The following is a 12,976-nucleotide window of genomic DNA, read 5'->3' on the forward strand; positions in this document are numbered from 1 at the left end:
GACCACTGGAGACAAAAATCATCTACGTCGCAAAAAATTGCTGTGATATCTAATCTTGATGTCATCATAAAATTAGCTGAGATTCTCTAATTCTGCTTATTATGAGTATACAATGTCAGCCTTTCTTTTCTCTCAAATTTTCGTCGAACTCACGTTGTTTAATTCCTTCAGGATTAAGTTCGGGTTTCCCCGTGTGATGCAAATAATCGGCGATCGCAGAGGAGGCTTGTTCATATTGCTCCTGGGCTTTGCCTACCAATTTGTCTGGTGCCTGGCTCATGCGTTTCCAGAGCGCTTCTACTGTATTGATCGTATGATCAATTTGTTCTTCAGTAAGATCTTGTCGTTGAGATAATAACTGAACTAAAGTATCTCTATCAAATTGAGCTAATCTTGAGTTTAAGGCCGAACTTCCCGCTTGAGGATCGCGAAGCAGGAGTTGTAATTCTTTTTTGATCCCGTCGGGATTGAGTTCTGTTCGTTCCGTATCCCTCAGATAGGACTGAACTTTGAGCCATTGTCTTTCGGCGATCGCTTTTGCTTGACCAAAATCTTGACGTGCTGCTTCTAAAACTTGATCTCGTGCGATTTCTAATTCATTGGCAATCGCCGAAGCGGCAATTTCATCCATGTCACGGCGCAATTCCAGCATTCTCATTAAAGTAAAGCGATCCAAAACTGCTAAACGAGTAGTTAATTCTTCTTCTGTCGCTTCGAAGTCCTCTAATATTGGTTTGAATTCGATTTGAATTTTTTCTCCAATGAGATTTTTTTTGGTCGTAGTGGTCAAATATTCTTCGACTTCCTTCATTAATTCAATCTTTTTTTCTCGTTCCTGAGCCGCTTGAGCCGTCGCCAAGACTTCTAGGCAGATATTTTCTAAATGGTTAGTAATCTGTCTAATCTGAGATTGAGTCAGAATTCCTTTTTGTTGCAAAATTTCTGCAAAATCGGCACGGTTAATATCTCTCAATTCCCTAGCTACCGCTTGAGGATCGGCTTGAGGATCGTAAATCAAATTACGAAATTCACGATCAAGATTTTGTGGTTTGAGTTGCCAAGGATAGCTATTGAGAAGATAATTTTTGATATCTTTTTTAATCGTAGTTTCTGCCGTATCGGTAAATCCTAGTTGAGATGTTACCGTCTCAGTCTGTTCACTCAGATGTCCTTGGAGTTTTTGTAGTTGCTTAACGATCTTATCCACATCAAGATCGCTGAGATCGGTTCTTCCCATTACCATGCTGACTAAACTATTTAACCCTAAAGTTGTAGCTTGAGTCAGGGGATTAATCGCTGGAGAACCAGATTTTTTGCCTATTTCATCGATCAAAGAGTCGATCTTACTACCTAAGTCATTTCCCAGAAGTTCTTCCTTGGTGGCAGTTTTAATATAGTTGGTAAAATCACTGAGAGGATTAGTCGAAGGTGTTAATTTATCGGTAGTTTTTTTCCAGACAGACTCTAATTTGCTGGCAATACGTTGTGCATCTTTTTTTGAAAGATCACTGCGATCGCTGATTAACGAAACAAAAGTACTGCGATTAATCTGACTTATACTGTCACTATCGACAATTTCCTGAAGATTTTCATCTTCTAACAACCGTTCAAAATCCTGAGCAATTTTATTTAGATCCAGATCCAAGGGATTAACAGAATATAAAAAGTCTTCAACGTTCTCGCGCATAGCAATAGGATCGATGGCCATGCCCAATTCTTTTCTAACTGCGGCAGCCGCAGTTTCGGCAGTATTAACAATTTTTTGGCTAGCAGCATCAGCACCTAAAGCCGCAGTCGCCGTACCTAGAATTGCTTGTATCCCAGAAGTTGCGGTATTAGTAACCGAACCCAATAGTGAGCCAATGGCTTTAGAACTAAATAGCGTCATCAGAACAAAAAAAGTTGCCCAGATAACCAACCCTACAATCGCACCTGAAAGGGGGGAGATAAAAAAGCCTAGCTTCACAGCTAAAATACAAGCGAGAAACAAAGCTAGGGTCACGCTAAATAATGTGCCTAAACCTACGGCAATTCCCACTTTTTTAATTGTGCTACCGAATTCTAGAGCATCATCATCAGTCTGAGATGAATCGAAATTATTGCCCACCAGAGAAATCCCAGCAGCAACAGCAAAATTAGTAAATAGTAATTGGAAGGCAAAAGCCAAAACTACCCCAGCAATTAGAGCAGCGAAGAACTGGGGTCCATTAAACAGAAAAGAAGCATCTTGCACTGCTTCAATATTAGGCTCAGTTTGAACAGGTATTTGTGCTAAAAACATATTTCTTTTGTTAGATAATTTTTTTAATTAATAGTTAAAATTAACAATTGTTCCCAGTCGTGAAACGGTAAGGTATGAATAAATTAACGATTTTCATTATTTAGTATTGCTTACCATCATCAGCGAATAGCCCCAACAACGGAGCTAAAATTGCACCAAAGATAAATCCTCCAGCATGAGCCCAATAGGCAACTCCACCATTATCCATTCCTACAGCAGCTTGAACCTCAAAAGAGGCGATGCCGTTAAAAGCTTGCTCTAGAAACCAAAAGCCGAGAAAGTACAATGCGGGAATTCTCAATAAAGGGAAGAAAAATCCTAAGGGAACGACTGTCACAATTTTGGCCTGGGGAAATTTTAAGATATAGGCTCCCATGACCCCTGCGATCGCACCACTAGCGCCTAGAGAGGGAACCTCAGACATAGTTGAGAAATACCATTGAGCTAGGCCAGCTAAGACTCCACAAAGTAGGTAAAAACAGAGATATTTGACTCTGCCTAACTGTTCTTCGATATTGTTACCAAAAATATAAAGGAACAGCATATTAAAGCCAATATGGGCTAATCCAGCATGTAAAAATTGTGAAGATATGAGAGTGAAAATCTCTGGGATGCCTTGATTGGTTGAAATTCCGTGAAAACTGGCTGTTAATTCTTTAGGCACGATCTCGAATATATGGAAAAACCCCTCTAACTGAGAATAATTTAAGCTAGATTCGTAGCCAAAAGCCAGAATATTAATCGCAATTAAAGTATAGGTGACATAGGGTGTAATTTGGATTGGATTTTCATCTTTTAAGGGAATCATATCGTTATCTTTAAATTAACATTCTCTTGTCTTCTGCCTTTGCACAACCTTTAAGTCCTCTGTATTTCCCAAAAGGTTCTTAAGGTTCTTATGGCTAAAGCTTTAATCGCCAAAGTTTTAGAGCAAAACTATCTTTTACTAAAAATATCAAACCTCAAAACCATCTTTAGATATATCTAACTAAAGCAATATTTTTAATCTTTCTCGGATCCGACTAAGGTATTAAATTTGTTTTCAACTTCATCCTGTGCAGAAAAAAATTTTTTCTAATATACAACCAAAGAGAGATAAAAATAAAGAAAATATTAAATAAAATGGGAATGTCAAAAATTTTTAGTTAAAGAGGAATCAAAGATTATGTCAGAGCAAAATGATAGTAAAGTTTTTATCGAAGATGGAGTTCGTCCTATAGAAGAAGGGACTTTAGACATTGCAGATACTTTCCGAGATGCGGGAATTAGACCGATAGAAGAAAGTCCCGATTATCTAGTTCCAGAAGAAGATACCCAAAAAGAAGTTGTGACGCCAGAAACTAAAGTTATTGCTTCTGGAGAAAGCAAAGTAATTAGTGAACATCCTTTAGTAGTTGAAATTAACAACCAAACTAGTTAGGAAAAAATCAGACTTTTAGTTAAATTAAAAAAATTCACAACACAATGCAAACTACAGAAAATCGTCCAACTCCCGATGACATTCCACCACAGCAGCTAGAATATCCAGCTTCTCAAAGAGATATGACTCCCCAACCCGATAGTGATCTATCCAATTATAAACCTGCTAATAAGTTAACCGACAAAGTTGCATTTATTACTGGTGGTGATTCTGGGATTGGTCGTGCAGTGGCGATCGCCTACGCCATGGAAGGAGCAGTACATACTTTAACCAAGTCTTTGGCATTAAACTTAGGCGATCGCGGTATTCGCGTCAATTCTGTTGTCCCAGGTCCTGTTTGGACTCCTAATATTCCTGCAACCATGCCCGTCGAAAAAGTAGATAATTACGATACTGACGGTATTATGCAACGAGCAGCACAACCAGAAGAGTTAGCTCCTGTCTATGTGTTTTTAGCCTCTTCTGACAGTAGTTTTGTCACTGGCGCATTGTATGACGTAACGGGTGGACAATTGTCCGCTTGAAGTTACTGTCAAGTTTATTTATCTTAACTACTAATTTCAGGAACCAAAAAACTAGATACTAATTCCTGAATTTGGTAACTCTACTGCTTGAAACCAATATTTTAGAAAAGTTTGTACTAAATCATTTAAACGATCAGTGCCCATAGGTTTAACCAAATAACCACTAATTCCATAACGATAGCAAGCATCAACATCTTTAGGATTAGAAGAAGTCGAAAAAATAACTATGGGAATTGTTTGTAAATCTTGATCTTGTTTTACTTCAGCTAAGACTTCTCTCCCATCAGTACCAGGTAAGTTTAAATCTAAAATAATTAAAGAAGGGCGGGGTGCGAGAGATTCATCTTGGTATTCTCCTTGATGATACAAAAAATCAAGTGCTTCTTCACCATCCTCACAGCGATATACAGGATTAGGAACATGAGCTTTTGCCATCATTCTAGTTAAAGCTGCAAAATCTTCATCACTATCTTCAATAATTAATAATGGTTTTTGGTTGAGTTCTTTCATCGACAATTATTGCAAAGTAAAGTAAAAGGTACTGCCTTCTTGATAGACAGATTTTACCCAAATTTCGCCGCCATGTCTTTCAACAATTTTTTTAGCAATAGTTAAACCAGCACCTGTGCCACCACCGTATTTTTTTTGACCATGTAGCCGTTTAAAAATGCGAAAAATGGATTCTAAATGTCGCTCACGAATACCAATCCCATTATCACTGACATAGAAAATAGTTTTTTCTGGGGTATTATCGGGATATTCTCCCATTTTCTTGATGACAATGGGGTGATCACTATCTAAATAACCAATTTCAATAATTTTTTCAGTTGCTTGATTATATTTAATCCCGTTACTAATTAAATTAGTAAATAATTCGTTAACTTGGGTGCGATCGCAATTTATGATCGGCAGAGGACGAGGAATTTTAAACTGTACTTGGGTATCTCTCGCACTAGCCTTAATAACATCCAATACTCCTGCAACTAAAGTACTAAGATCTACAGGAAGCATTTGTAGTTCTGCTCTACCTAAACGAGAATAGTGAAGTAGAGATTCTATTAGATCTTCCATGCGACGGGTTAAGCGCATTAGAGTATGCAATTTATCTTGCCCTGCTGGATCGAGAATCTCACCATAATCTTCAAGCAAAAAACTAGAGTAGTTATAGATACCTCGCAGTGGTTCTTTGAGATCGTGGGATGCAATATAGGCAAAAGCATCAAGTTCGATGTTACTGCGGGTTAATTCTTGGTTCACTTGGGATAGTTCATCTGCTTTGCGAAGAACAATACCGATGATTGAACTGCGTAATTCTAGAGCGGCTTCGATTTCACAGGCTTTCCAAGGTAAAGATTTGAGATGTACGGTTTCTTGCCATTTGGCAAAAGATTTACGAGGAGACATTTTTACTGTTCCTTCTTCATCTAGCTCTACAGGTTTATGGGGATTTCCTCCCCAATCTACCGTTTGGATCACTTCAGGACGAAACCAAATAATAAAAGTTTTGGGAACTCTAGAAATTAATAGGGCCAACAAGCCACTGGCAACTGTCTTATAGGATTTCGCCGCAGGATATATCTGTCCTAGGGAATTAGTGTTATAAATTACCTCTTCAGTAAATTGATTTTCTAACCAAGAAAGCATTTTGGTAATAAATTCTTTATCTGGAGTATCCCCAATTAAGGTGAGATCTTTTCCAAAAGATAGAGCAACACCCACAGCACCGACTAAATCTAATAATTCTTGGGGATTTTGCGTTAACCCTGTGACTAATTCTTCTGCTTGTGAGATCGTGGCGACAAACTGAGACTGAATAGATTTGAGCTTCATTTTGTAGTCCAAATTTTGATTTGCTTCTTTAGCTGCCAATTCAAAGGAAGCTATTTGTCCAATAAACTCACATACAGTACGAATTTCGTAGGGAACTTTTTTTTGTGAGTTATGGTGACAAGCAATTAAACCCCAAAGCTGTTTATTTTTTAACACGGAGATGGACATTGAAGCGGCTACTCCCATATTCTGCAAATATTCAGTGTGCAGGGGAGAGACACTACGCAACACTGACATACTCATATCGAGAGGCTTATTAGTCAGAGGATTTAATTTAGGTATTAACCCTACCGGCTCGTAGGCAGCATCGGGAATTAGACGAAGAAAATTGAGAGTATAGAGATATTTTGCCTGTTTAGGTATATCACTTGCAGGATAGTGTAAGCCCAAGAACGGTTCTAACTCTGCTGTTTTCGCTTCGGCAATGACTGTCCCCGCATCGTCTTGATCAAAACGATAAACCATCACGCGATCAAATCCTGTGATCTGCCGGACTTCTTTGGCGATCGCATTACATAGTTCTTCTAAAGTATTAGTACTTTGTAACTTGTTAACAGGACTTTTAACTAATTTATAAAAATTGAAAAAATCAACCTCTTCACTGGGCTGAGTTTGCTCTAGCTCTAAAATAATGATCTCTTGATTGCGATGAACAATCCCATCAAAACTAGTAGTTAAACCGTCGCGATTAATCTGAATTGGCAAAGGATTAATATTATCAAAATCTTCAGACAAACAACTTTTGATTGCTGTTACTTGTTCTTCTCCCAGAAATTCACTCAACGATCTACCTAATAATTTTTGAGATTCGATTCCTAAGATTTCAGCTGTATTGAGACTAACCTGTAATATCTGGTATTCAGTTGCGGAAACTGCCAATAAAACACCATGAGGTTGAATTAAATTAGGAATATGAATTGGTTCGCGATCGCACAGTGCCTCGCGTTCCGCGAGATAGCAGTTAGCAAGATCGACATCAGTGGTAATTGAAGAGAGAAATTCTAGAGAGTTTAGCTCTGAAGACATTAAAGTTTAAGAGTTATGACCTGTGGCTTGAAAATCCATTATAAAGCTAGGGATACTGTTATTACTATCAAATTAATTATGTCTTGAGATAGATCAGCTAAATCACTTACGCATTGTAAGCTACACATAGCTTAATTGATTTTTATTTCGTCAAAAAATAAAACTATCACCTAATTTTAGTTAAACTTTTGTTAATTTTATGTTTCAAGGTAATCAAATTAAAACCGCAGCCCTTTTAGGCTTATTAAGCGGGCTATTAGTCTTAGGTGGCTACTGGGCAACAGGGAACCAACAAGGAGCCTTAATTGGTCTGCTTTTTGCCGCTATGGGAAGTTTTGGCTCTTGGTTTTATTCCGACAAGGTAGCCCTTGCCGCCTACCAAGCCCAGCCAATCGACCGCAACCAGGCACCAGAACTTTACGATCTAGTAGCAGATTTAACGAACAAGGCAGATTTACCCATGCCTAAAGTATGTGTAGTACCGACACAAACTCCCAACGCTTTCGCTACAGGAAGAGATCCTGAACATGCTGCTGTGGCAGTGACTCAGGGAATTATGCAAATTTTAAACAAAGAAGAATTAGCAGGGGTAATCGCCCATGAGTTAACTCATATTAAAAATCGTGATACTTTGACTCAAGCCGTAGCAGGTACTTTGGGTGGTGCAGTCACCTTCCTCGGTAAAATGCTGACCTTTGGCGCGTTATATGGTCCTGTAAGTCGCGACGATCGCCAGGGTGGCAACCCGATTGGAATGTTAATTTTAGTTATTGTTGCACCGATCGCTGCAACCTTAATTCAAATGGCAATTTCTCGGACTCGCGAATTTTCCGCAGATCGAGGCGCTGCTGAAATTACCCAACAGCCTCTAGCTTTGGCCAGTGCACTACAAAAACTAGAATCTGTAGGCAGACAAGTGCCTATGAATGGCAATCCTGCCTTTGAGCCATTGTTGATCATCAATCCTTTTGCCGCTGGAGGGTTAGAATCTCTATTCCGTACCCATCCCCCAACTGAAGCAAGAGTAAGTCAACTCCAGGAACTAGCTAAACAACAGCGGAATCTTGCTTCTACTTGACAAGATTACTTCTCTAGCTAGATGTGATCGCCTAACTTCAGCTTTATGATTGCGGACAGTTATGAGATTTTTTTGATTAATGCAAATCCGAATTAAACCAATTTTTAGATTATTAAAAGAAGCTTTTCGCGAGTGGCAGCAAGATAAGGTTTCTTTGTTGGCTGCTGCTTTAGCGTACTATACTGTCTTTTCCGTTACTCCTCTACTCGTCATTGCGATCGCGATCGCTGGTGCTGTGTTTGGTGAGGACGCGGCTAAAGGGAAAATAATTCAGCAAATTAATAACCTAGTAGGGGAACAGGGCGCACAGGTGATCGAAATCGGATTAGCCAACGCCAATCAGCCTCAACTAAGCAGTACCGCATCCCTCATCAGTTTGGTAATTTTACTTATTGGTGCATCGGGAGTTTTTGCTCAACTACAGGAAGCATTAAATACGGTCTGGGATATTAAGCCTAAATCAGATAGAGGAGTTTGGCAATTTATTCGTAAACGCTTGTTATCTTTCAGTATGGTTCTGGTGATCGGGTTTTTATTGTTAGTCTCTTTAGTCTTTAGTGCCATACTTTCTGGTATAAGCAATCTGGAAGTGAATTTAATTCCAGATTGGATTTTCCTCTTGCGAATACTGGATTTGGCAATTTCTTTGGGGATGATCTCGTTGTTGTTTGCTCTAATTTATAAATATCTTCCTGATGTGAAGATTCGCTGGCAAGATGTTTGGGTAGGAGCTATCATTACTGCTTTGCTGTTTACCTTAGGTAAATTCTTGATTGGTTTATATCTAGGAAAAGGTAGTTTAGGTTCTGCTTATGGCGCGGCTGGCTCGCTGATTATCTTTCTGGCTTGGGTATTTTATTCGGCTCAAATTCTCCTTTTTGGGGCAGAATTCACCCAAGTTTATGCTCGTAAACATGGTAGAACAATTCGCCCTGATAAACATGCGGAAGTTTCCCACTTTTTTACAGACCGATAATATTTTTCTTTCTCTCTGGATACTCCTTAAGAAGGATAGTTTTAGCTTAATTCTTACTTTTTACCGATGCGTGATCGCTTGTCTAACTGTTCTAATAATATTGAAGTCACGAACAAAATTATTTTATGCCTAAGTTAAATATTGGATTAACAGAAGAACAACGTCACGGCGCGATCGAGTTATTAAATCGCGATCTGGCAAATTTTTATCTACTTTTAATTAAAACTAAAAAGTACCATTGGGATGTCGTCGGGCCTCAATTCCGTACCTTACATACTCTCTGGGAGGAACATTACAATAGCTTGACTGCTAATATAGACGCCACAGCAGAAAGAATTAGAGCCTTGGGAGGTTACCCGCTAGGAACAGCCGCAGGATTTATTCAATACAGCACCCTTCAAGAGCATCCCAATGATTTGCCCTCTGCTAATGAAATGGTAGCTCGTTTAGTACAAGACCACGAAACCATAATTCGCTATCTCAGAGAAGATATCAGTATGTGCAGTGATAGATATAAAGATGAAGGAACAGCCGATTTCCTAACAGGGTTGATGGAACAGCATGAAGAAATGGCTTGGATGCTTCGTTCTTTCATCGAAGGAGAAAATTTAAATAGTAGTGGCGATCGCGTAGGGAAAGAAACTAAACCTACTGTTGATGTTTAATCCTTTTTATTTTCGATGATCACAATAATCCATTCAATAATAAGTTTATTAAGGAGAATTTAAAATATATGACACAAGAATACAAAGCAGAACGTACAATTACCGCAGTAGTTCAAGCAGAACAACAAGTAGATAATATTGTTCGTCGTTTGATAGATCGTGGTGTCCCCCAAGACCATATTTCCGTCATGGGTCAAAATTTCCAGTCGCAAACTCGGATTGCTGGCTTTATCACAAAAAAAGATGTCATCCTCGGTGGCTTACGCACAGGTGCAGTCTTCGGCTCCCTATTTGGCTCTCTTCTCAGTCTTTTTACTGGTGTCGGAGTATTATTTATCCCTTTTATCGGTTCTGTCGTAGCCGCTGGACCTATAACTTCGGTACTTCTTGGTGCGGCTACAGGTGCGATCGCCGGTAGTGCTGGTGCAGGCTTGGCTTCAGCTTTATCCACTTTAGGAATGCCCCAAGAAAAAGCCACAATCTACGAAACGCGAGTCAAAGCAGGCGAATTTTTACTCATGGTGGAAGTTCCCGCGGCGAAATCAGGAGAATACCAATTATTGATCGAAAGTGCTGGTGGCGAAGAAATTCACATCAATGAATCAACTTTACCTCGTCCTTGTCCTGGTAAATGCAACGGAGTAGAAGATCTCTCTCCTGAAATTCGCTCCCATTTATCATCAGAAGCGCAACAAGATTTTATCGCCAGCTACAATGCGATTCTTGACGGGACTGATGATGAGACAAAAGCCGAGCAACAGGCTTGGGCGATTATCAAAGATAAGTATGACGAAGACGAAAACGGCGTTTGGTCAAAGGCTAAAACAATTGTCTAAGGACTAATTAAAAGAGGTCTTTTTCTTCCTGTTTTTGTAAAGTTTTTTCCTATTGTTCCACTTAGTTGTAGGTTATATTGGATAGTGAAAAAAATCTAATTTTGAGAGAGGGCTGTTTCCAATTCAAGGAATAGAGTGGAAAACTTCTTTCGCTCCGAAGCACCTCTGCTTTCTTGCTCTAGATAGATTTATAATCTATGAATAAAAATTGAGCCATCTGACTGATAGAATTATCCGCATACACTATTACTTTTTAACTTGATTAACCATCAGCTTAGAAATAGTAGTCTAAATATGGAGGATAGTAATTATGGTCGATAGTTTATTAACTCGGGGTCAATTAGAAAGAGAACTTTCTCAGAAAATTCAGGCATTCTATCGTAGTCACTTAGATCACAAACCTTCTAAAGTTACTTGTCAACTGTTTGATACCAAATTGGCAGTGATTTTAGAAGATTCTATTACTAGTGCCGAACAAATTTTACGACAAGAAGGAAAAAACGATCTAGCCGAGAAAGTACGTACTAATCTCGATGATTCTATGCGGCCAGAGCTGAAAGAGTTGATTGAAAAAATAGCCCAAGTTACGGTTATAGATATATTAAGTGATGCAACTCTTGATACTGGACGAACAGGAATCATCGCTATTTTAAATGAAGCTCCTAAAGTACGTAACCCGGAAGGTAACTCTAAAGTAAAAAATTAGAAAAGAAAACTTCAAGGAAAAAACTTGTAACTTATTCCGAAGATTACTTTAAGATATCTTTAGTAGTTATGAATTATGTATAATTGTAATTAATAGCCCTGTAAATATAATTATAGACAATTTTTCTTTTGTAATAGTTTTTTGGTCCTGTAAATGAATAAAAAAGTCATCAGAACTAAAGAGATCGAAAACTTACTTTCTCAAAAAATTAGAGATGCCTATCAAGATCGGCTAGAGCATAAACTTGACAAAGTTTCTTACAAATTATTTGACCATACTCTAGTAGTCATGTTAGAGGGCATAACTACTTCACCAGAAAAAGTACTGAGGAATAATGACCGCATTTATTTAGCAAATCAAGTCAGAGAAGTCATAGATAATGTAATGCAATCGCAAATTCAAGAAATCATTGAAGAAGTATTTGATATTAAGGTAGTAGATTTTTTGAGCGACACTACTATCGATAACAATCTGACAGGAGCGATCGCTATTTTTGAATTTAAACCTAATAGTATTTGAGGTAACGATGAATTTTTTCTTCTAGATCTTCTATCAAATAAGGCTTTACAAGATAGTCATCGCATCCGCCCTCAATAATTTTTGCGATATCTTCTGGTCTAGTCAATCCTGTAACTGCAATAATCGGAATATGAGAGATATTTTCAGTTTGCCTAATTGTGACAATAATTTCTAGACCATTAATTTTAGGCATCACAATATCTAACAGAATAAGATCAGGCAATAGTTCATAGACTAACCTCAAACATTCTTCCCCATTATCAGTAGCTAAATAGCGCATTCCCAAAGATTTTATAACACAGCTAGCAAAAAATAAGTTATCGCAATCGTTATCTACAATTAAGATCAAAGGTTTATATATTTGGGACAATTCACACTGCCTTTCAGAGCCGTCTATCATTTTTAGTAACTGCATTATCTTAAAGAATGGTTTTTTTTAATCGAAGCATTCTCAAAGTGATATAAAAGCACCTATGAAAGATTGGCTCTGGAATTTAGCTAGGTTAAAAACTTTACTCTTTGCTCAACTGAGGAAAGTAGATTTTAAGCTAGAAAAATTTAAAGGTTTACCTCTATAGTTTTACAGGCTTATATTCATGGTAGTCAAAATTACTGGGATTTTCAAAATTTCTTAACTTTATTTAAGTACGGTTATCTCACTGGTGTAGAGCTCTGGTTTGCGTCTTATATTTCTCATTATCCCTCCAAAGGTTGCACAGGTTACACAGTGAATCCCTCCAATTGGCCGAATCTTTTGTGGATCTTGTCTGGTTGCACTGTATCAACTCGCGAGAGTAACACAGCACCAAACCCAAATAGATTGAGCATGAGGATAATGACACTTCTTGCAATAAAAATCAAGCTGATTACTGTTGATTACTGTCAAAATAAACATTCCTACCAATAAGAGAATGAAGGGAACTGTTCATCCTCTTAAACGGATGCTGTTGCACTGAAGTGCTGAAAATTTAACTTAAATAAAATATTTTGTTAATTGAAAATACGGTGTTGCTGATTTAAAACATGAAAGAATTTTAGACTAATATTCTTTGCTTCTTTCTTTGCGTCTTTGCGCCTTTGCGCGAGACAAATTCATATCTGGATTCAGCAACACC

The 12,976-nt window shown here is 38.1% G+C and carries 13 protein-coding genes; 8 read left to right on the forward strand and 5 right to left on the reverse strand.

All coding sequences use genetic code 11. The features are described 5' to 3' along the window. Positions 1-115 precede the first annotated feature (115 nt). Together XEN7305_RS02045 and XEN7305_RS02050 are read right to left on the reverse strand one after the other, a co-directional pair. Positions 116-2,281 (reverse strand): MFS transporter, encoded by a 2,166-nt coding sequence (locus tag XEN7305_RS02045; protein ID WP_006507665.1) that lies wholly within the window; start codon positions 2,279-2,281, stop codon positions 116-118. Between the two features lie 100 nt (positions 2,282-2,381). Further along, a complete protein-coding gene (locus XEN7305_RS02050) occupies positions 2,382-3,089 on the reverse strand; it encodes a rhomboid family intramembrane serine protease (RefSeq protein ID WP_006507666.1) in 708 nt (235 codons plus the stop codon). Between the two features lie 357 nt (positions 3,090-3,446). On the opposite strand from XEN7305_RS02050, the gene XEN7305_RS02055 reads away from it, so the two are divergent. Then, positions 3,447-3,701, forward strand: coding sequence for a hypothetical protein (locus XEN7305_RS02055; protein WP_006507667.1), 255 nt, complete (start codon positions 3,447-3,449; stop codon positions 3,699-3,701). 44 nt (positions 3,702-3,745) lie between these two features. Beyond that, on the forward strand, positions 3,746-4,225 hold the full coding sequence (locus XEN7305_RS02060) for an SDR family oxidoreductase (protein WP_006507668.1): 480 nt from the start codon (positions 3,746-3,748) through the stop codon (positions 4,223-4,225). A 51-nt stretch (positions 4,226-4,276) separates the two neighbouring features. On the opposite strand, the gene XEN7305_RS02065 is transcribed toward XEN7305_RS02060, so the two are convergent. Beyond that, positions 4,277-4,735 (reverse strand): response regulator, encoded by a 459-nt coding sequence (locus tag XEN7305_RS02065; RefSeq protein ID WP_006507669.1) that lies wholly within the window; start codon positions 4,733-4,735, stop codon positions 4,277-4,279. A gap of 6 nt (positions 4,736-4,741) precedes the next feature. Next, the gene (locus XEN7305_RS02070) at positions 4,742-7,081 is read right to left on the reverse strand and encodes an ATP-binding protein (RefSeq protein WP_006507670.1); all 2,340 of its coding nucleotides are present in this window, start codon (positions 7,079-7,081) and stop codon (positions 4,742-4,744) included. A 199-nt stretch (positions 7,082-7,280) separates the two neighbouring features. Between XEN7305_RS02070 and XEN7305_RS02075 the strand changes: the two genes are divergently transcribed. The 6 genes from XEN7305_RS02075 to XEN7305_RS02100 all read left to right on the forward strand — a co-directional run bounded on the left by XEN7305_RS02075 (position 7,281) and on the right by XEN7305_RS02100 (position 11,861). Beyond that, complete coding sequence (locus XEN7305_RS02075) at positions 7,281-8,159, forward strand: M48 family metalloprotease (RefSeq protein WP_006507671.1); 879 nt, start codon at positions 7,281-7,283, stop codon at positions 8,157-8,159. Positions 8,160-8,238: 79 nt separating this feature from the next. Beyond that, on the forward strand, positions 8,239-9,135 hold the full coding sequence (locus XEN7305_RS02080) for a YihY/virulence factor BrkB family protein (protein WP_006507672.1): 897 nt from the start codon (positions 8,239-8,241) through the stop codon (positions 9,133-9,135). Between the two features lie 125 nt (positions 9,136-9,260). Next, on the forward strand, positions 9,261-9,800 hold the full coding sequence (locus tag XEN7305_RS02085) for a Dps family protein (protein WP_006507673.1): 540 nt from the start codon (positions 9,261-9,263) through the stop codon (positions 9,798-9,800). 68 nt (positions 9,801-9,868) lie between these two features. Then, entirely contained in the window at positions 9,869-10,636 is a 768-nt protein-coding gene (locus tag XEN7305_RS02090; RefSeq protein WP_006507674.1) for a ChaB family protein, read from the forward strand. 310 nt (positions 10,637-10,946) lie between these two features. Continuing rightward, a complete protein-coding gene (locus XEN7305_RS02095) occupies positions 10,947-11,342 on the forward strand; it encodes a DUF2294 domain-containing protein (protein ID WP_006507675.1) in 396 nt (131 codons plus the stop codon). Positions 11,343-11,495: 153 nt separating this feature from the next. Next, positions 11,496-11,861, forward strand: a complete 366-nt coding sequence (locus tag XEN7305_RS02100) for a Na-translocating system protein MpsC family protein (protein WP_006507676.1) — start codon at positions 11,496-11,498, stop codon at positions 11,859-11,861. Here the strand turns inward: XEN7305_RS02100 and XEN7305_RS02105 are convergent. Then, positions 11,848-12,276, reverse strand: coding sequence for a response regulator (locus XEN7305_RS02105; RefSeq protein ID WP_006507677.1), 429 nt, complete (start codon positions 12,274-12,276; stop codon positions 11,848-11,850). The two genes, XEN7305_RS02100 and XEN7305_RS02105, sit on opposite strands and share 14 nt — an antisense overlap. Positions 12,277-12,976: the final 700 nt, after the last annotated feature.

Origin of the sequence: Xenococcus sp. PCC 7305 (genome assembly GCF_000332055.1) — a bacterium.
In the GTDB taxonomy this organism is placed as follows: domain Bacteria; phylum Cyanobacteriota; class Cyanobacteriia; order Cyanobacteriales; family Xenococcaceae; genus Xenococcus.